Source organism: Blautia sp. MSJ-9, from assembly GCF_018919065.1.
Lineage (GTDB): Bacteria > Bacillota > Clostridia > Lachnospirales > Lachnospiraceae > Blautia_A.
This window is the reverse complement of sequence record NZ_JAHLQG010000024.1, coordinates 22816-43583: the sequence shown is the minus strand read 5'-3', so window position 1 is coordinate 43583 and position 20768 is coordinate 22816. Positions and strand designations below refer to the sequence as shown.

Sequence of the window (20768 nt, the reverse complement as noted above, 5' to 3'; positions counted from 1 at the left end):
TGTATACAAATACCTGTAGAGGTACTGGGAGGTGTTAACTTGAAACAGTGTATGGATTCTGACAATCTGCACAGACGATTAAGAAAGATCATCGGACAGGTGCAGGCGATTGACCGTATGATTGACGAAGATGTTCCGTGTGAGGATATCCTTTCACAGATAAACGCAGCGAAATCAGCATTGCATAAAGCAGGACAGGTGGTCTTGGAAGGGCATATTCAGCATTGTGTGCGTGATGGAATCGAGCATGGAGATGCGGATAAGACTATCGCAAACTTTACAAAGGCAGTGGAACGATTTGCAAATATGAAATAATGTTGAGGACCAGAAATATATTTTTTATCATCTGGTGATCAGAGACAAGAGAAAACCCGGAAATTCAGAAGTACCCAGTCAAATGGAACTTCATGATTTTCCGGGCTTATTTTTTGTGGTAAAAATTTTCTCCGGACATTGAATCCATTTCCGAAACCGTTTCGTTATAAAAGATAGCGGTTAAGAAATTAACAACTATCTACGGGCACGCTTTTCAACAAGTCCGAGGAGTCCATACAGGATAATAGCGATGATGCACAGGATGATAATGGACATCAGCACCCAGGTAAGCTTAAAAGTCTGACTGGAATAGATGATCAGATATCCAAGTCCTTTTCTGGCACCGATAAATTCTCCTATGATGACACCGACCAGGCAAAGACCGATATTAACTTTCATAACACTGAGCAGCAGTGGCACAGAGGACGGAAGAATAATCTTCATAAGTTTCTCTTTCTTCCCGCCGCCCAGCGTCTCGATCAGTTTCAGTTTCTCCGGGTCTGCTTCGCCGAAACCTGTATACAGATTCAGGATCGAACCAAAGATAGCAACTGACATACCGCAGACAATAATTGTCCGTTCATTGGCACCAAGCCATACGATAAGTAAAGGCGCCAGTGCAGATTTCGGCAGACTGTTCAATACCACGAGGTAAGGCTCTGTGATTTTTGCAAGTCTGGGACAGGTCCACAGCAGAACTGCCATCCCTGTACCCAGAACAACAACGAACAGAAAACTGACCAGTGTTTCCGTGATCGTCACAGAAAGGTGGGGAAAAATAGAGCCATCGCTGCACATACTGCAGAAACTGTGCCAGATCATTCCCGGACTGCTGAAGATAAAAGAATCGATCAGCCCGGTTCTGGCAGAGATTTCCCACAACACCAGAAAGAGAAGAAGAATAAAAATCCGAAGAAAAGTAACCAGCTTCTTTTCTCTTTTCTGATGACGGAGATACTGTTGTTGATGATAGGAAGCTTCAGGCATCATGATTCAGTTCCCTCCAGATAAGATTAAAATAAGATTTAAAGTCAGGGGCATTTCTGGAATCCATCGGAGTACGGTTTTCCAGATCAAAATGGATCGGCACGATCTTACAAATAATGGCAGGCCGGGGTGAAAGAATGATAACCCGGTCTGCCATGCTGATCGCTTCCGCAATATCATGAGTGACAAGGATTGCAGTTTTTTTCTCTTGACGCAGGATCCTTCCGATGTCGTCACTGACATTGAGACGGGTCTGGTAGTCAAGTGCAGAGAACGGTTCATCCAGCAGAAGAAGTTCCGGCTTTAATGCCAGAGTACGGATCAGGGCAGCTCTCTGGCGCATTCCTCCAGATAATTCAGACGGATGTGCAGAACGGAATTTGTCCAAACCGTAATCTGAGAGAAGCTGATCTACATAAGCAAGTTTTTCGGCAGTGAGTTCCTTACGGATCTCCAGACCGAGAAGAACATTTTTATAAATTGTCCGCCACTCCAGCAGATGATCCTTTTGTAACATATATCCGATACGGCAGTCGCCGGAAGTCACCGGCGTGCCATCCAGAAGAATCTGCCCCTGTTCCGGCCGGATCAGACCGCAGATCAGGTTCAGAAGCGTAGACTTTCCACAGCCGGATGGCCCGACAATAGCGAGAAATTCACCTGGCATCAGCTGAAAGGATATATGAGAAAGGGCAGGGGTTTCCCCTGATAAACTGTGGTAGGAGAGACAGACATCTGTAATTTCCAGCAGTGGTTTCATACAGATACCTCCATATATATTCGATGAATATTTGTTAATGTCCATATGTCGCTGTAAAATTCCATTGCCCAGGCAATTAAGAATGAAAGCGCAGAGAGAATATTAACGAATATTTTCATAATTTATGATATGCAGAAATGCCAGGGTATGATATAATAGATAAACTATAGTATTTTTGTCGCGATGTCAGGACACCCGGACATACAGGAATCAGGTATAGAAATCAGACGAATGCTGTAAAAAACTGTATAAGAAAGTGTAAGCAAATGAGAAACAAAAAGAAAGCGATATTTAACACCGTCTTTCTGATCCTTGTATTTTCCCTTACTGTATATATGGTATTTAAGGGCGAGGATCTGGGAGAGATTATTCATACAGTACGGCAGGCAGATCCGGTTTACTTACTGATCAGTATCGTCTGCGTGGTACTGTTCATACTTGGCGAGTCCGTGATCATTTTCTATATGATGAGGACTCTCGGGGCAAAAGTAAAAATGGGACATTGTGCCCTGTATTCCTTCGTAGGATTCTTTTTCAGCTGCATCACTCCGTCTGCATCCGGTGGACAGCCTATGCAGATCTATTTTATGAAAAAGGACAAACTTCCGATTCCTGTCACTACGCTGGTCCTGATGATCGTCACCATTACTTATAAAGCGGTCCTGGTGGTGATCGGAATTGTGATCTGGATTTTTGGCAGAGGTTTTCTGGAGGGATACCTCGGGCAGTACATGTGGGTATTTTACCTGGGTGTAGGCCTGAATATTTTCTGCGTCACTTTTATGATGATCCTTGTATTTGCACCGGGACTGGCGAAATGGATCATGGTAAAAGGCCTGAAGCTTATCGAGCATTTCCGCTTTCTTAAACCAAAGAAAACCAGACTTGAGAAGTTGGAAGCATCTATGGATCAGTATCATGAGACGGCAGCTTTCTGGGCGAGTCACAAGCTGGTGATCCTGAAAGTGTTCCTGATCACTATGGTGCAGAGGATTTTGTTATTTACAGTTACATACTGGGTATACCGTTCGCTGGGATTTCATGGATATTCCATCATAACCCTTACGATCCTGCAGTCTGTCATATCTGTCTCTGTTGATATGCTGCCTTTACCCGGAGGAATGGGAATCAGTGAATCTCTTTATCTGGTGATGTTTGCACCGGTTTTCGGAGAATCATTGCTCCCTGCAATGTTACTCAGCAGAGGAATTTCCTATTATGCGCAGATGCTCATCAGTGCAGTGATGACCTGCGTGGCATATCTTACAATAGGAAGAAAAGAACAAGAAGGTTAGGGGAGAAGTTATGTTTTTAGGAATTTATGATTACACGGTGGTATTGACTTATATAAGCCTGGGAATTTCGGTATTTGGAATTACCAGGGCGCTGGAAGGAAATTTCAGAATTGCGATTTTCTGTCTGGCACTTTCCGGATTATGCGACATGTTTGATGGAAAAATTGCCAGAACAAAGAAGAACCGTACGGATGATGAGAAGAACTTCGGAATCCAGATTGATTCTCTTTGTGATGTAGTCTGCTTTGGTATTTTTCCGGCAATGATCTGTTACTGTCTGGGTGTGAATACACCTGCAGGAGTTGCAGCGCTGATTTTTTACAGTGTGGCATCAGTCATCCGCCTTGCTTATTTTAATGTTTCAGAAGCAAAGAGACAGAATGAGACTTCTGAGAACAGACAGTATTATCAGGGTCTGCCGATCACATCCATGGCGATCATTCTGCCGTTCCTTTATCTGATGAGAAGATATTGCGGACTGTATTTCCTGATCGTGATACATATTGCAGTGATCATCGTAGGACTGCTTTTTATCCTGGACATCAAGGTGAAAAAACCGCAGAATCCGGTACGTATCCTGCTGGTTGCAGTCGTGGCACTTGCACTTGCGAAGATGTTCCGTTTGATATAAAATAAATACAACTGTTGACTGACCGCAGCGGTCCCGAGAAACAGGGATGCTGCGGTCATACTTTTATAAACAGGAAATTCCATGGGAATTACCTGTACTGAACTTTTACATGGAGGGACGATACAAATGAAGTATATTGACAGAAAAGGAAATATCACGATTGAAGAGAATGAGCAGGACAAATTTCTGCGGCATTTATATAACGACAGGGGTGGCAGACTCTGCCTGAAACTCCTGATCCGACCTTTCGTGTCAAAAGCAGCAGGAGTCCTGCTTAACACCAGACTCTCTGCCAGATTTGTACCGGATTTTGTAAAGAACAACAGGATCGACCTGAGCATTTACGAAAAGCGGAATTTCTCTTCATGGAATGATTTCTTCATAAGGCGCATCCGAAAAGAAGAACGCCCGATCGATATGCGTGAAAACGTCCTGATCAGCCCCTGCGACGGAAAACTCTCCGTACACAGGATCAGCTCAGATTCCCGCTTCAGCATTAAAGATACAGAATATACAGTAGGCCAGCTTCTGAAGAATGAAGCACTTGCTGAGAGATATACAGGTGGCTATGCATTGATCTTTCGACTTACAGTGGACGACTATCATCATTACTGCTATGTAGCAGACGGCAGAAAATCCGCAAACATAACCCTGCCCGGCGTTTTCCACACAGTAAATCCTGCAGCAAACGACGTATACCCAATCTACAAAGAAAATGCCAGAGAATATATCCTGCTGAAAACAAAGCAATTTGGCACAATCCTCATGATGGAGGTAGGTGCCATGATGGTAGGAAAAATCAAAAACCTCCATAAAAATCCTGCTGATGTAAAAAAAGGCCAGGAAAAAGGCAACTTTGAATTTGGTGGTTCCACAGTAATTCTCCTCATCCAGCCGGGAAAAGTCCGCATTGACTATGACCTGATCGAGAACACGGAAGAGGGATATGAGACCATTGTAAAAATGGGCGAACGCATTGGAGAGTGCAGAAAATCGAAAAAAGCACATTATTACGAAGAAGCAATGGAGAATGCCTGAATTGGATTTGCATCTTATAAAAGATGATAATAAAAAAGCATTTGTGAAGATACAGAAAGGATGTAACAACACGATTGAATAAACGAAACTATCAAAAAGAACTGGAAAAACTTATAGACCAGGAACAAAAGGACAATAAAGTTCCAAGTCTGTTCCTCCACAGTTGCTGCGCACCCTGTAGCAGCTACGTACTGGAATACCTGTCAAAATATTTCAACATCACAGTATTCTACTACAACCCAAACATCTACCCGGAAGAAGAATACCAAAAACGAGTCCACGAAATTACCAGACTGGTAAATTCCATGGAATTTGAACATCCTGTCAAACTGGTGGAGGGCCACTACAATCCACAGGAATTCTTCCAGATGGCAAAAGGCCTCGAAGATGTACCCGAAGGCGGTGAACGCTGTTTCAAATGCTACCGTCTGCGTATGGAAGAAGCTGCAAAACTGGCAGAAGAAGGCGGCTATGACTATTTCACAACAACCCTCTCTATCAGCCCATTGAAAAATGCGGCCAAGATCAACGAAATCGGAGAAGAACTGGCGCAGATCTACCATGTCCAGCACCTCCCATCCGACTTTAAGAAAAAGAATGGATACAAACGTTCCATCGAACTCTCCCACGAATACGACCTCTACCGCCAGAACTACTGCGGATGCGTTTATTCCAGAAGAGAAGCGGAGAACAGGAATCCCAACTAACCACTTTGCAATCCTGGAAAAATATGATACACTAACACGTAAAAGTAAAAAAAATAAAAAGAAACGAGGAATAACACAATGGCACAGCTTTGGGGCGGACGTTTCACAAAAGAAACAGACAAACTTGTATATAACTTCAACGCATCAATCTCTTTTGACCAGAAATTCTACGAACAGGATATCAGAGGCAGCAAAGCACACGTAGCAATGCTCGCCAAACAGGGAATCCTGACAGCAGAAGAAAAAAACCAGATCGAAGCAGGTCTTGACGGAATCCTTGCAGACGTAAAATCCGGCAAACTTGAGATCACATCTGAATATGAAGATATCCACAGCTTCGTAGAAGCAAACCTCATCGACAGAATCGGTGACGCAGGCAAGAAACTTCATACAGGAAGAAGCCGTAACGACCAGGTAGCTCTTGATATGAAACTCTATGTAAGAGATGAAATCGACGAAACAGACGAACTGGTAAAGAAACTTCTCGAAGCACTTCAGAAAATTATGGAAGAGAATGTCCACACATACATGCCGGGCTTCACCCATCTTCAGAAAGCCCAGCCAGTCACCCTTGCTCACCATGTAGGTGCATACTTTGAAATGTTCGTACGTGACAGAAGCAGACTTGCAGATATCCGCAAGAGAATGAACACCTGTCCTCTGGGAGCAGGTGCTCTGGCAGGAACCACTTATCCGCTTGACAGAGAATACACAGCTAAACTTCTCGGCTTCGACGGACCGACCAGAAACAGCATGGATTCTGTATCAGACAGAGACTATGTAATTGAACTTCTGTCCGCATTCTCCACAATTATGATGCACATGAGCCGTTTCTGCGAAGAGATCATCATGTGGAATTCCAACGAATACCGCTTCGTAGAAATCGATGATGCATACAGCACAGGCAGCAGTATCATGCCACAGAAAAAGAACCCGGATATCGCAGAACTTGTAAGAGGAAAAACGGGCCGTGTATATGGAGCATTAACTTCCATTCTTACAACCATGAAAGGAATTCCGCTTGCATACAACAAAGACATGCAGGAGGACAAAGAACTCACATTTGACGCAATTGACACTGTAAAAGGATGCCTTGCCCTCTTCACAGGTATGATCTCCACTATGCAGTTCAACAAACAGAACATGGAAGCAAGTGCAAAGAACGGCTTTACCAACGCTACAGATGCAGCAGACTATCTGGTAAACCATGGTGTACCTTTCCGTGACGCACACGGTATTGTAGGCCGTCTGGTACTCGCCTGCATTGACAAGGGAATCTCCCTGGATGAACTTCCTCTTGAAGAATACAAAGCCATCAGCCCTGTATTCGAGAACGACATTTATGAAGCCATCAGTATGCGCACCTGCGTAGAGAAACGTATGATCATCGGTGCACCAGGTCCTGATGTAATGGGGAAAGTCATCGCTGAGAACAAAAAATATCTGGAAGAAAATTAAAAAAATACTTGCATTTTACTTTAGTTTGGTATAGTATGTACAAGAAAGACAGATGTACGCAATATAAGGACACCTGGATAAAAATGTCCGCGCAAGGGTAGAGACGCGGGTAGAAGATAAAGAGGAGAAAGATATTATGAGTGAAAAGCTTAGAGTCGGTATTTTAGGTGCTACAGGTATGGTAGGTCAGAGATTCATCTCCCTGCTTGAGAATCATCCGTGGTTTGAAGTTGTAACTGTAGCTGCAAGTCCAAGAAGTGCGGGAAAAACATACGAAGAAGCAGTAGGCGGAAGATGGAAAATGGACACTCCAATGCCAGAGGGTGTTAAGAATCTTATCGTAATGAACGTAAATGAAGTAGAGAAAGTTGCTGCAACAGTTGACTTTGTATTCTCTGCTGTAGATATGTCAAAAGAAGAGATCAAGAAGATTGAAGAAGAATATGCAAAGACAGAAACACCGGTTGTTTCAAATAACAGTGCCCACAGATGGACACCGGACGTACCGATGGTAGTGCCGGAAATCAACCCGGAACACTTCGATGTAATCGAATCCCAGAAGAAACGTCTCGGAACAACACGCGGATTTATCGCTGTTAAACCAAACTGCTCTATCCAGAGCTACGCTCCTGTATTAACTGCATGGAAAGAGTTCGAGCCATATGAAGTAGTTGCTACTACATACCAGGCAATCTCCGGAGCAGGTAAAACATTCAAAGACTGGCCGGAAATGGTTGGAAACATCATTCCATACATCGGAGGCGAGGAAGAGAAGAGTGAGAAAGAGCCGTTAAGAATCTGGGGTAAAGTAGAAGATGGTGTGATCAAACCTGCTACAGAACCAGTTATCACATGCCAGTGCATCCGTGTACCGGTACTGAACGGACATACAGCAGCCGTATTCGTTAAATTCCGTAAGAACCCGACGAAAGAACAGCTTATCAAAGCATTGGTAGAGTTCAAAGGACTTCCACAGGAATTAGAACTTCCAAGCGCTCCGAAGCAGTTCATCCAGTACTTGGAAGAGGACAACCGTCCACAGGTAACAGAGGATGTAAACTTCGAACACGGCATGGGAGTATCTGTAGGACGTCTTCGTGAAGATACTGTATATGACTGGAAATTCGTAGGACTTTCCCACAACACAGTCAGAGGTGCAGCAGGCGGAGCAGTTCTCTGCGCTGAGACATTAAAAGCTAAGGGATATATCCAGGCGAAATAATTTATAAAAAGTAATGAAAGAGGTGTCGGTGTCGGCACCTCTTTTTATGTAGCGAAAAAAGAGTATTGTCTTTAGAATGGTTAATTGACTGAGTGTAGATTGAGAATATCTGCCGAACAGGAGATAGAGTTTGCAAAAATGTGTCTGGTAAGTTAGAATAGGAACACATATGATAGAGAGGATATGATTGGTCATGAAAGAAAAGGTATTGACAACAGTAGTAACGTTTGGAACTACTACTCAGGCAATTGCTATGGAACGGGAGTGTAAGAAAACTGGATTTACAGGCAGACTCATTCCCGTTCCAAGAGAGATATCTGCCTCCTGCGGTCTTGCGTGGAAATGCGGAGAACAGAGCGAGGAAGAAACCACTTCTTATATGAAAGAACAGGATCTGGAATATGAGAAGATTTATAGGATTCTCATATAAATCTTCTGGATTTATCGGATTATCCAATATATAATAGAACCCCAGTGTTTTGACGGATATGTGAATCCATGATACAATTAAATTCAGAATCTCTATTTGGAGAGATTTTGAGTATTGAATTTAACTGGGGTGAATAAACTTATGGGAAACGAAACAGATAAAAATAAAGTACGTCTCACACAGCTCGCCAGCGCAGCCGGATGCGGCGCAAAGATCGGTCCGAAAGTCTTGGCACAGGTAGTGGGCAAACTTCCGAAATTTACAGATCCGATGCTTCTGGTAGGCCCGGAGACATCGGACGATGCAGCAGTATACAAAATCAACGATGAACTGGCAATGATCCACACCGTAGATTTCTTTCCGCCGGTAGTAGATGATCCGTACATGTACGGCCAGATCGCAGCGGCCAATGCGCTGAGTGATGTGTATGCAATGGGTGGTGTACCGAAGCTGGCATTAAATGTCGTAGCATTTCCAAACTGCCTTGGTCCGGAAGTACTGGAACAGATCCTGCGCGGTGGTGCGGATAAGGTTATGGAGGCCGGAGCAGTCCTTGCTGGCGGTCACACCATCAATGACAAAGAACCGAAATACGGACTCTGCGTAACGGGCTACGTACATCCGGACAAAATGTGGAAAAACTACGGTGCCGAAGCAGGCGATATCCTCATCCTTACCAAACCACTGGGATGCGGAATCCTCAACACTGCTATTAAGGCAGAAATGGCATCTCAGGAAGAAATCGAGAGAGTCCAGAAGATCATGGCGAAGCTGAACAAATACGCAGCAGAGATCGCATCCAAATACACGATCCACAGCTGTACAGACGTAACCGGATTCAGCCTCGCAGGACACAGCCTGGAGATGGCAAAAGGCAGCCACAAGACTCTGATGATCCAGTCTGAGAAACTTCCGATCATTGAGGGAGTAGAAGAATACGCGCAGATGGGATTAATTCCCGAAGGTGCATACAGAAACCGTGATTTCGCAGGCAGTGAAGTGCGAAGCGAGATCAAAGAGCTCTGGATGGAAGATCTGGTATTTGATCCGCAGACATCCGGTGGACTTCTGCTTGCAGTACCATCAGAAGAAGCTAATGCCCTTGCAGAAGAACTTTCAGGTATGGATATTTTTGGCGGCATTATTGGATATGTAACAGAGCGGCAGGAGAAAGCGGTTGTGTTTGAATAATAAAATTTTCAGCATTAATTTCAGATACTTGTATCATTTCAGAATTGAATAGATAACTACAAAGTTAAAGAAATTAAACTAAAAAATCTTCGGATATAATGAAACATAATTACAAATCCAAACAAATATTAAGAAATTGTTTGAATATTTTGGTTGTAGAACAGACATTGAAATGATATAATGTTCTCAATAAAATACATTGCGGAGGTGTAGTTATGAATTACGAAGATGTACAGAAAGTGTCAAACGCGGCGAAAGCCAAGAGTAACCTGGTAAACACTAACTTTTTCAAGTACTTTATCCGTGCGGTCATGGCAGGTTTTTTCATTGATATGGCCATGATCTACAGTAATGTAGTTGGAAACGTCTTCTCCAAGACCATGCCTGAATGGGGAAAATTCCTGGGAGCTTTAGTGTTCTCCATCGCAGTTCTTCTGATCAGCTTCGTAGGCGGCGAACTTTTTACCGGAAACAATATGGTAATGGCGTTCGGAGCCTTTGACAAGCAGGTAAGCTGGAAAGAAGCAGGCAAGGTATGGGGCGTAAGCTACCTTGGAAACTTTGTCGGATGTTTCATCATGGCATTGCTTTTTGCATGGGCAGGAGCATCCGGAACTGCGGATTATTTTGCAGGATTTATCGGAAACAAGCTGAGTATTCCACTTGGACAGATGTTTTTCAGAGCAGTGCTCTGTAATTTCTTTGTCTGCCTCGGTGTACTCTGCGGAATGAAATTAAAGAGTGATGCAGGAAGATTTCTGATGATCACCATGTGTATCTCAGGATTCGTTGTAAGTGGATTTGAGCACTGCATCGCAAACATGGGAATCTTTGTTACCGCATATTACCTGGTACCTGGATTATCCATCGGAGCCATGGTCAAAAGCATGGTAGTAGTAACATTAGGAAATATGGTGGGCGGTGCCCTGTTGCTGGCATGGCCGCTCAGAAAGATGAGTGCAGATAAATAATATGTCAAAAGCTTTATACATAGCCGAAAAGCCCAGTGTGGCACAGGAATTCGCGAAAGCTTTGAAGATCAACGGACAAAGACGGGATGGCTACCTGGAATCTCAGGACAGCGTGGTGACCTGGTGTGTAGGACATCTGGTCACCATGAGCTACCCGGAAAAATATGATATCAAATATAAAAGGTGGAGTTTAGATACCCTGCCTTTTTTGCCGCGCGAATTTAAATATGAAGTGATACCCGGCGTTCAGAAGCAGTTCGAGATTGTAAAAGGACTGCTCAATCGAGAGGATGTGGACACGATTTATGTGTGTACCGACTCCGGACGCGAGGGAGAATATATTTACCGCCTGGTCGCACAGATGGCAGGCGTTCATGGAAAAAAAGAAAAGAGAGTCTGGATCGACTCCCAAACAGAAGAAGAAATCATGCGAGGAATCAGAGAGGCAAAGGATCTGTCATCTTATGATAATCTTTCTGCTTCAGCCTATCTTCGGGCGAAAGAAGACTATCTCATGGGAATCAATTTTTCCCGTGTACTGACACTGCGTTATGGAAACAGTGTGTCGAATTATTTAAATACGAAGTATCAGGCTATTTCCGTAGGACGAGTCATGACCTGTGTACTTGGAATGGTAGTGCGAAGAGAACGCGAGATCCGTGCATTTGTGAAAACACCGTTTTACCGTGTGCTCAGCAGCATTGCCCTTAAGGGAGAAAACTTTGAGGGAGAGTGGAGAGCTGTCGAAGGCAGCAGATATTTCCAGACTCCTTATCTGTATAAAGAGAATGGATTTAAAGAGAAAGCGTATGCGGAGAAATTGATTCAGGAGTTATCCGTAAATCAGCCGTTGCAGTGTATTGTAGAAAAAGTAGAGCGAAAGAAAGAGAATAAGAATCCGCCGTTGTTGTTTAACCTGGCGGAGCTTCAGAATGTCTGCTCCAAACTGTTCAAGATCAGCCCGGATGAGGCATTAAAGATTGTACAGGAACTGTATGAAAAGAAACTGGTCACTTATCCGAGAACCGATGCCCGTGTGTTATCAACTGCTGCAGCAAAGGAGATTTACAAAAATATCTCCGGCCTGCGTAATTATGAACATACAGCAGAGATCGCACAGCACATTATCGAGCAGGGCAATTATAAAAATCTGGCGAAGACCAGATATGTCAACGATAAGCAGATTACCGACCATTATGCGATCGTACCAACTGGTCAGGGATTGAATGCGTTAAAGAGTGTATCTCTTACCGCGCAGCGTGTATATGAAACAATTGTCAGAAGATTTGTGTGCATTTTCTATCCGCCTGCCGTGTATCAGAAAGTCAGTCTTGTGACAAAAATCCAAAATGAAAGTTTCTTTTCCTCATTTAAAGTATTGCTGGATGAAGGATACTTAAAAGTTGCCACAAATTCTTTTGCGAAGCGAAAAGCAGCAGATGCTATGAGTGGTGGAAACCGAACTGGTGCAGCAGGGAATAATGGAAGTGATGATGCAGATTCAGATAACGGAAAGAATGGTTCAGACGATTCTTCGGAAGATATGGCATGTGACAGCAGACTCCTTGCTGCGTTGCAGAACCTGAAAAAAGGTGATATACTTTCCGTGGACGGCCTGAGTATCAAAGAGGGTGAGACATCACCGCCGAAGCGTTACAATTCCGGTTCGATGATCCTTGCAATGGAAAATGCCGGACAGCTTATTGAGGACGAAGAACTCCGTGCTCAGATTAAGAGCTGCGGAATCGGCACCAGCGCCACCAGAGCAGAAATTCTTAAGAAACTGGTTAATATCAAATATCTGTCGTTGAATAAGAAAACACAGGTGATCACACCGACCCTTCTGGGAGAGATGATTTTTGACGTGGTAAACTGTTCTATCAGGCAGTTGTTGAATTCGGAGCTTACGGCAAGCTGGGAAAAAGGTCTTAATTATGTAGCCGAGGGAAGCATCACGGAACAGGAGTATATGGATAAACTGGAACATTTTATCCGTATCAGGACCAAACAGGTAGAGGAAAGTAATTTTCAGCCATATCTGCGTCGGTTTTTTGATGCTGCAGCAGTGAACTATAAAGATTCAACTGCCAAAACCGGGACGAAAACGGCAGGCAGAACAACAGCAGGAACAAGTCGTTCACGTACTTACAGGAAAACGGCAGATAAAAAGTAGTGTTGCAGCCTTCAGATTATAATCTGAAGCCGAAAACAGAGGCTTAATGAAAATTATCGTATAGCAAGAGAAAAGAGGAAAATATTATGTTAAAAGATTTTACAATTGCAAATCTTCTGGATTTAAATGAAACAATCGCAAAGGATTTATTCGAAGGAAAGACCTATCCGTGGGAAGTATTACCAGAGATTGGCGATTTCATTATGAAACTCGGACAGACTTTGAGAGAAGAAGAATATGACCATCCGTCAGAAGACGTGTGGATCGCAAAGAGTGCAAAAGTAGCACCGACAGCTTGTATCAATGGACCAGTTATTATTGGCAAAGAGGCAGAGGTACGTCATTGCGCATTTATTCGTGGTAAGGCAATCGTAGGTGAGGGGGCAGTGGTAGGAAACTCTACAGAGCTGAAAAATGCGGTGCTCTTTAACAAAGTACAGGTTCCGCATTACAATTATGTAGGTGATGCTGTTCTTGGTTATAAATCCCATATGGGTGCAGGTTCCATTTGTTCTAATGTAAAATCTGACAAGAAACTGGTAGTTGTAAAAGATGGCGATGAAAAGATTGAAACAGGTTTGAAAAAATTTGGCGCAATGCTTGGCGACAATGTAGAAGTTGGCTGCGGTTCTGTATTAAATCCAGGAACAGTGATCGGACGTTGCTGCAATATTTATCCGCTCTCCTCAGTAAGAGGATGTGTACCTGCAAATCACATTTACAAATCAAGAACAGAAGTTGTTGAGAAACAGTGAAAAAGATATTAAAACAGATTTTTGTCATAGCAGTGTTATTTATGGTGATACTGCTCCTGACTTCTGCTGCGTATGGGGCTTCGAATATTGCTGCAGAGGCTGAAATAACCATGGAAAAAGGAAAAGTCTGTGACAGGACAGGAAATCTGTATACAGGATGGTATACAAAGAACAGACAGCGTTATTATGCGGAAAATGGTAAACGGATCAAAGGATGGAAAAAGATTGGAAGACAATATTACTATTTTGGATCCGATTATGCTCTGGCAAGAAATAAGATCGTAGGTTCCAGATCCAGAGGATACTATTATGTAGACAGAGCCGGAGTCAGAGTTACATCAACTGAGGTAAAACTGGCAGTGGATTTTGTGATGAAGAATTCAAATCCGGGTTCCAGACAAAGGGCACGACTGAGGCAGTGTTTTGACGCATTGAGAAAATACCCATATCTGAATAAAGGGGATACGCCGCCTGGTGTTTCGCAATTGCCGTCTTATGCCCGGTTTATGTTTACCAGACATTGTGGTGATTGCTATTATTATGGAGTAACCATGGCATATATTGCCCGGGTTCTTGGATATGACAGCAGGGTTGCAGTGGGAGCTGTAACAGCCTGGGGACCGACACATCCCCTGTCCCCGCATGGATGGTGCGAGGTACGTGTTGATTCAGGATGGAAAATGATAGACTGCAGTATGCAGAATGGACATCTGGACGCCAACCTGTTTTTTGTGGCAAGAAACAAATACCCGTATAGACTCAGATGCGATAAGACATATGCATTAGAGATAGATGGCGGTAAAGTAAACTGGAAATAATAAAAGATGCAATAGAGATAAGATATGCTTGATATCTTTCTTGCATCTTTTTATTTTGGTCAGCTTATGTAAGCCTATTGTTTATATCGGTCTGCCCTGTATTTTATATGCGTTTTAACCCAATCAGGTAAGCCCCCTGCTTTAATTGCGAATATCCGCCGGACATCAGGACAGAAATAAGATTTTTCTGAGGATTACCAAAATGATGATATGTACCGGATAGAACCAGTAAAAAACATATTTCAGAAATTTTCCTTTTATGAATCCACGTTCGCCATTGTACATATTAATGGACAGAAATGCAAAACATGCTTTCCATTCGTAATACAGCCAGCAGCTTCCAATGATTGCCTGAGCGGTTTTTTCATTGCGAAACCAGTACATGATCAGCAGGAACACAAATCCACGCCATCCGTAATCTGCCTTCAGGAATACTGAAACGGCCAGCAGTGCCAGTATACACAGGAACTGCATCTTCTGGTTATCCCAGAAATATTCCAGTGCACAGAAAGCCAGATATCCCAGAAACAGAGTAAAGAATACATTCTGCTTCTCGTATCTCCAGGTGTTGGTAAACATGAAGTTCCACGGAATCTCAGAGATACATGCAAACACAAGTAGGTTCAGCCCGTATTTCTTACGGTCATGGGTATGCAGAAATCCTTCCACCAGAAGAAAACAGAAGATGGGAAATGCGGCTCTTCCGATATCACGAAAAATGCGATACCAGCTGTAATCTATTCCACCAAAATGAAAAAGAGTCGCAGTTGTGGCAGGATAATTATACAGGATCATCAATCCGGTATGATCGATGAGCATCAGAATAATAGCAATTAATTTCAAGATGCTTCCACTCAGAATCCGGAATTTCTCCGGGAGAAAGGAAGCTGGTAATTGTGTTGTCATAACAGAAATCCTTTCTTAAAAATAAGATTAAAATTTAACGAGAAATGATTTTTCAAACACGCTCTAGTACATTGTATCATAAAATTATATACTTCGCTATTTAACAGAAAGAGATTTTTGGCGGGGATTTATTAAAATTTACCAAAACATTGCATAAGAAGATGTCTGTGCAGCCAAAAAAATTAAAGATAGTTAAAAATTTTACAAATTATGACTGGACGAATCACCACTTTTGTGAGAAAATAACACTAGGTTGTTAGGCATACTCATCTGAAGTGATTCAGCAGACTTCAGAGATTTACATTGTATGGTTCATTCAGCAGTTCCGTACAGTGACGGGTATAACAACATGAAGTTAATCTATACTTGAAAGGAGTTTTACAATGATTTATTCACGCGAAGTAGAAGAAATGTGCCCAGTTGCACAGGGCGTTCATCATGGCGCCGCTCCAATCCCAGAAGAAGCTAAATGGGTACAGGCAAAAGAAGTCAAAGATATTTCCGGTCTTACACACGGTGTTGGCTGGTGTGCACCACAGCAGGGTGCCTGTAAGCTTACATTAAATGTTAAAGAAGGTATCATCCAGGAAGCACTGGTTGAGACTATCGGATGTTCAGGTATGACTCACTCTGCAGCTATGGCTTCTGAGATCCTTCCGGGACTTACAGTTATGGAGGCACTGAACACTGACTTAGTTTGTGATGCGATTAACACAGCTATGAGAGAACTTTTCCTTCAGATCGTTTACGGACGTACACAGTCTGCATTCTCAGAAGACGGACTTCCGGTAGGCGCTGGACTCGAGGACCTTGGTAAAGGACTTCGCTCTCAGGTTGGTACAATGTATGGAACTCTGAAAAAAGGACCTCGTTACCTTGAAATGGCAGAAGGTTATGTAACAGGTATTGCTCTTGATGCAGATGATGAGATTATCGGATATCAGTTCGTAAGCCTTGGAAAAATGACTGATTTCATCAAAAAAGGCGATGACCCGAATACTGCATGGGAAAAAGCAAAAGGTCAGTATGGCCGTGTTGCAGACGCTGTTAAAATTATCGACCCAAGAAAAGAATAATTTAGGAGGTAACAGGAAATGGCTTTATTTGAATCATATGAGAGACGAATTGACAAAATCAATTCTGTTTTAAACAGCTATGGCATTGCTTCTATCGAAGAAGCTGAGAAAATCACAAAAGACGCAGGTCTTAACGTATACGATCAGATCAAAGGCATTCAGCCAATCTGTTTCGAAAACGCTTGCTGGGCATATACAGTAGGTGCTGCAATCGCAATCAAAAAAGGATGTAAGAAAGCAGCAGACGCAGCAGCAGCTATCGGAGAAGGTCTTCAGGCATTCTGTATTCCTGGATCCGTTGCTGATACACGTAAAGTAGGTCTTGGACATGGTAACCTTGGCAAGATGCTTCTTGAAGAAGAAACAGAGTGCTTCTGCTTCCTGGCTGGACATGAGTCCTTCGCAGCAGCTGAAGGTGCTATCGGTATCGCTGAGAAAGCTAACAAAGTTCGTCAGAAACCATTACGTGTTATCCTGAACGGTCTTGGAAAAGATGCAGCTCAGATCATTTCCCGTATCAACGGCTTTACATATGTAGAGACAGAATACGACCCATACAAGAACGAAGTTAAAGAAGTATTCAGAAAAGCATACTCCGAAGGACTTCGTGCAAAAGTTAACTGCTACGGCGCTAACAGCGTTCCGGAAGGTGTTGCTATCATGTGGAAAGAAGACGTTGACGTTTCTATCACAGGTAACTCCACAAACCCGACACGTTTCCAGCATCCGGTTGCAGGTACATACAAGAAAGAACGTCTTGAAGCAGGTAAGAAATACTTTTCAGTTGCTTCCGGTGGCGGTACAGGACGTACACTTCACCCGGACAACATGGCAGCAGGTCCAGCTTCCTACGGTATGACAGATACATTAGGACGTATGCACTCTGATGCACAGTTCGCTGGTTCTTCTTCCGTACCGGCTCATGTAGAAATGATGGGTCTCATCGGCGCTGGTAACAACCCGATGGTTGGTATGACAGTTGCAGTAGCTGTTTCCATCGAGGAAGCTGCTAAAGCTGGTAAATTCTAATATCAGAATATAGATTTTGATCTTAATAAAGTAAGATTTGTGTCCAGACAGGTTTAATAGCAGACACATTATCAGCTGAAAAAGCTGGTGGTGTGTCTGTTTTTTTACATTTGGAAATAAAAAAGTCTATTTTCAGATCATCACAGGAGAAGTAAACTCCTGTGGATGATATCTGAAAATCGACTTTTATGTTTATGATGTGTCTGTTGTGAGTAAAAAGAATGAAATCATTATCCCATGTAAACAGTCACATGATATTCTTTCTTTCCTTTTTCAAATGGAATCAGGCAGCCTTCATATTCTTTGCCGTCTACAACCACTTTCTTAACACCCTTTTGAACGTTATCCGGATTTTTTACTTCGATGTGGTAAACGGCATCGCGGAATGTTCTGGTAAGTGTGAAATCACCAAATCCTTCCGGGATACATGGATTGATGCAAAGTCCATCGTAGGATGGCTGTACACCCAGGATAGCCTGAGACAGGTTCCAGAAAGTCCATGCTGCAGTACCGGTCAGCCAGCTGTTTTTTGCCTGACCATGGAAAACTGCGTCAGCGCCTGCGACCATCTGTGAATATACATATGGCTCTGTGCAGTGGATTTCACTGATATTTTCAATATAAGACGGGCAGGTTTTCTTATAGATTTCGAAAGCTCTGTTGCCGCGTCCGATCACAGTCTCTGCGATGGAAACCCATGGGTTATTGTGGCAGAAGATACCTGCATTTTCTTTATATCCCGGTGGGTAGGAGGAAATTTCTCCAAGGTTCAAATAATACTGGGTGTAAGCCGGCTGAAGGATCATAATGCCATATTTGGTATCCAGACGTTTTTTGACAGAATCCAGAGCTTTCTCTGCCAGACCTTCTTTGACACCGATTCCTGCCATAACACAGAAGCCCTGCGGCTCAATGAAAATCTGACCTTCTTTGCATTCTTTGGAACCGACTTTCTTAGATTCTGCATCATATGCACGGACAAACCATTCTCCGTCCCAGCCTGCATCCAGAATTGCCTGATACATGGCGTCGACTTCTTTTTCAGCTTTATCAGCAGCGGCGGTATCGCCTATATGACGGCTGATTTCTGCAAATTCTTTACCATATTTTACAAACATACCGGCGATAAATACAGATTCGGCAACCGGTCCTTCAGATGGTCCTGTAGTCTGGAAAGATTCTCCTGGTTCTGTGGAGAAGCAGTTCAGATTCAGGCAGTCATTCCAGTCTGCGCGTCCGATCAGCGGAAGTTTGTGCGGTCCGAGGTGAGTAGCTGTGTATTCAAAAGAACGGCGCAGATGCTCATACAGAGGAGCTGCTTTTTCTTTCTGGTTATCAAAGTCAACCATTTCGTTTAAGATAGAGAAATCACCGGTTTCTTTTAAGTAAGCGGAAACCGCTGCGATCAGCCATAACGGATCATCGTTGAATCCGCTTCCAATATCCAGGTTGCCTTTCTTGGTAAGCGGCTGATACTGGTGATAAGCACTTCCGTCCTCGAACTGGGTGGCTGCGATATCCAGGATACGTTCTCTTGCACGTTCAGGAATCAGATGTACGAAACCGAGCAGATCCTGACAGGAATCACGGAATCCCATTCCACGGCCGGTACCGGATTCATAATAAGAAGCAGAACGTGACATGTTAAAGGTAACCATACACTGATACTGATTCCAGATATTTGCCATACGGTTTACATGCTCATCGTTACTTTCTACATGATAACGTGAGAGTAATTTATCCCAGTAAGCATTCAGCTCTGCAAATGCAGCGTCAACCTGTTCAGTTGTCTGGAACTGTTCAAGGATTTTGTGTGCGCCGTCTTTGCGGATTACATTCGGAGCCACGAATTTCTGATCCTGCGGATTTTCACTGTAGCCAAGAACGAAAATAAAGTCCTTGGATTCTCCGGCAGAAAGTGTTATATTAATCTGGTGGCTTGCGATTGGATACCAGCCGCTTGCCACGGAATTTCTTGCTTTATTTTCTTTTACAGCAGCAGGAAAAGAGTTTCCGTTATTCATACCAAGAAAAGCATCTCTGCTTGTATCAAAACCATCAACCGGGCTGTTTACGCTGAAGAAACTGTAATGTCTGCGGCGTTCACGATATTCTGTTTTGTGATAAATCGTACTGCCTTCGAGTTCCACTTCTCCGATACTTAAATTTCTCTGGAAGTTTGTGCTGTCATCGACTGCGTTCCAGAGACAGAATTCTACATAAGAGAAAAGAGAAAAGGTTTTCGGAGTGTCGGTTGTGTTGGTAAGAGTCAGTTTGTTGATCTCACAGGTAGTATTTACCGGGACAAAAGCAAGAAGATCTGCTTTTAATCCGTTTTTGGAAGAAAGAAAACGGCTGTAGCCGATTCCGTGATGGCATTCATAAGAATCCAGAGGCGTCTTTGATGGCATGCTGCCTGGATTCCAGATGTCTTCTCCGTCATGGATGTAGTAATATTTTCCGTTGGAGTCTGCCGGAATGTTGTTGTAACGATAACGGGTGATACGAAGAAGTTTGGCATCTTTGTAGAAACTGTATCCACCGCAGGTGTTGGAGATCAGTGAAAAGAAGTCCTGAGAACCCAGATAATTGATCCATGGCAGTGGAGTATCTGGTGTGGTGATGACGTATTCTTTGGCATTGTCATCAAAATAACCGAATTTCATAAAATATCCTCCTGTTTTTGCTGGAATTGTTTGAAATATACAGAAAATTCAAACACGAAAACGAATAAGTTTAGACTAAAACAAACGATCATCGTGGCGATTACTGCTATTTGTCCCTAGTATAGCGGAAGAAGACGAGAAAATCAACTGTTTTGAATAAAAATAAGTAGCCAAAATCAAAGGATGATTTTCGTTAAAATGATGAATGGTCTTTGTGATAAAAGGAAAATATGAAGGCGAAAAATTGTGCAACCATACGAAATGTATGAAAAATGCACAAAGAAATCGCCTTACAGCTTGAAAAATTGTGCGAGTAGTTATATAATGAAAACATAAAAAT

At 43.1% G+C, this 20768-nt stretch carries 19 protein-coding genes; 15 read left to right on the top strand and 4 right to left on the bottom strand.

Annotation, left to right across the window (positions count from 1 at the left end):
- Positions 1-39 precede the first annotated feature (39 nt).
- Positions 40-315 (top strand): metal-sensing transcriptional repressor, encoded by a 276-nt coding sequence (locus KQI87_RS06500; RefSeq protein ID WP_216459446.1) that lies wholly within the window; start codon positions 40-42, stop codon positions 313-315.
- A 195-nt stretch (positions 316-510) separates the two neighbouring features.
- On the opposite strand, the gene KQI87_RS06495 is transcribed toward KQI87_RS06500, so the two are convergent.
- Both KQI87_RS06495 and KQI87_RS06490 read right to left on the bottom strand, forming a co-directional pair.
- Positions 511-1302: an ABC transporter permease gene (locus tag KQI87_RS06495; RefSeq protein WP_334300725.1), complete on the bottom strand. Its 792-nt coding sequence runs from the start codon at positions 1300-1302 to the stop codon at positions 511-513.
- On the bottom strand, positions 1295-2062 hold the full coding sequence (locus KQI87_RS06490; protein ID WP_216459444.1) for an ABC transporter ATP-binding protein: 768 nt from the start codon (positions 2060-2062) through the stop codon (positions 1295-1297). The genes KQI87_RS06495 and KQI87_RS06490 overlap by 8 nt, the downstream gene beginning before the upstream one ends.
- A 266-nt stretch (positions 2063-2328) precedes the next feature.
- On the opposite strand from KQI87_RS06490, the gene KQI87_RS06485 reads away from it, so the two are divergent.
- The 12 genes from KQI87_RS06485 (at position 2329) to KQI87_RS06430 (ending at position 14751) form a co-directional block, all read left to right on the top strand.
- Complete coding sequence (locus KQI87_RS06485) at positions 2329-3357, top strand: lysylphosphatidylglycerol synthase transmembrane domain-containing protein (RefSeq protein WP_216459442.1); 1029 nt, start codon at positions 2329-2331, stop codon at positions 3355-3357.
- Positions 3358-3367: 10 nt separating this feature from the next.
- A complete protein-coding gene (locus tag KQI87_RS06480; RefSeq protein ID WP_216459440.1) occupies positions 3368-3988 on the top strand; it encodes a CDP-alcohol phosphatidyltransferase family protein in 621 nt (206 codons plus the stop codon).
- A gap of 126 nt (positions 3989-4114) precedes the next feature.
- On the top strand, positions 4115-5026 hold the full coding sequence (locus KQI87_RS06475) for a phosphatidylserine decarboxylase (protein ID WP_216459438.1): 912 nt from the start codon (positions 4115-4117) through the stop codon (positions 5024-5026).
- 74 nt (positions 5027-5100) lie between these two features.
- Positions 5101-5733, top strand: coding sequence for an epoxyqueuosine reductase QueH (locus tag KQI87_RS06470; RefSeq protein ID WP_216459436.1), 633 nt, complete (start codon positions 5101-5103; stop codon positions 5731-5733).
- A gap of 78 nt (positions 5734-5811) precedes the next feature.
- The gene (gene argH, locus KQI87_RS06465; protein ID WP_216459434.1) at positions 5812-7191 is read left to right on the top strand and encodes an argininosuccinate lyase; all 1380 of its coding nucleotides are present in this window, start codon (positions 5812-5814) and stop codon (positions 7189-7191) included.
- Positions 7192-7327: 136 nt separating this feature from the next.
- Positions 7328-8413 (top strand): aspartate-semialdehyde dehydrogenase, encoded by a 1086-nt coding sequence (asd, locus tag KQI87_RS06460; RefSeq protein WP_119233950.1) that lies wholly within the window; start codon positions 7328-7330, stop codon positions 8411-8413.
- Between the two features lie 193 nt (positions 8414-8606).
- Positions 8607-8843 carry a DUF3343 domain-containing protein gene (locus tag KQI87_RS06455; protein WP_216459433.1) on the top strand — a complete coding sequence of 79 codons (237 nt, stop codon included), beginning with the start codon at positions 8607-8609 and terminating at the stop codon, positions 8841-8843.
- A 141-nt stretch (positions 8844-8984) separates the two neighbouring features.
- Complete coding sequence (selD, locus tag KQI87_RS06450; RefSeq protein ID WP_216459431.1) at positions 8985-10034, top strand: selenide, water dikinase SelD; 1050 nt, start codon at positions 8985-8987, stop codon at positions 10032-10034.
- A 215-nt stretch (positions 10035-10249) separates the two neighbouring features.
- Complete coding sequence (locus tag KQI87_RS06445) at positions 10250-11005, top strand: formate/nitrite transporter family protein (protein ID WP_216459428.1); 756 nt, start codon at positions 10250-10252, stop codon at positions 11003-11005.
- 1 nt (position 11006) lies between these two features.
- Positions 11007-13178, top strand: a complete 2172-nt coding sequence (locus tag KQI87_RS06440; protein WP_216459427.1) for a DNA topoisomerase — start codon at positions 11007-11009, stop codon at positions 13176-13178.
- Between the two features lie 86 nt (positions 13179-13264).
- On the top strand, positions 13265-13933 hold the full coding sequence (locus KQI87_RS06435; RefSeq protein ID WP_216459426.1) for a UDP-N-acetylglucosamine pyrophosphorylase: 669 nt from the start codon (positions 13265-13267) through the stop codon (positions 13931-13933).
- 41 nt (positions 13934-13974) lie between these two features.
- Positions 13975-14751: a transglutaminase domain-containing protein gene (locus KQI87_RS06430; protein WP_216459425.1), complete on the top strand. Its 777-nt coding sequence runs from the start codon at positions 13975-13977 to the stop codon at positions 14749-14751.
- A gap of 165 nt (positions 14752-14916) precedes the next feature.
- Here the strand turns inward: KQI87_RS06430 and KQI87_RS06425 are convergent, their stop codons facing one another.
- Positions 14917-15657 (bottom strand): TraX family protein, encoded by a 741-nt coding sequence (locus KQI87_RS06425; protein WP_216459421.1) that lies wholly within the window; start codon positions 15655-15657, stop codon positions 14917-14919.
- Positions 15658-16040: 383 nt separating this feature from the next.
- Here KQI87_RS06425 and KQI87_RS06420 point away from each other — a divergent pair, with 383 nt between their 5' ends.
- Together KQI87_RS06420 and KQI87_RS06415 are read left to right on the top strand one after the other, a co-directional pair.
- Positions 16041-16733: an iron-sulfur cluster assembly scaffold protein gene (locus tag KQI87_RS06420; protein ID WP_019161164.1), complete on the top strand. Its 693-nt coding sequence runs from the start codon at positions 16041-16043 to the stop codon at positions 16731-16733.
- A gap of 18 nt (positions 16734-16751) precedes the next feature.
- The gene (locus KQI87_RS06415) at positions 16752-17762 is read left to right on the top strand and encodes a GGGtGRT protein (RefSeq protein WP_008707497.1); all 1011 of its coding nucleotides are present in this window, start codon (positions 16752-16754) and stop codon (positions 17760-17762) included.
- Between the two features lie 230 nt (positions 17763-17992).
- Here KQI87_RS06415 and KQI87_RS06410 read toward each other — a convergent pair whose 3' ends face one another.
- The gene (locus KQI87_RS06410) at positions 17993-20428 is read right to left on the bottom strand and encodes a GH36-type glycosyl hydrolase domain-containing protein (protein WP_216459419.1); all 2436 of its coding nucleotides are present in this window, start codon (positions 20426-20428) and stop codon (positions 17993-17995) included.
- Positions 20429-20768: the final 340 nt, after the last annotated feature.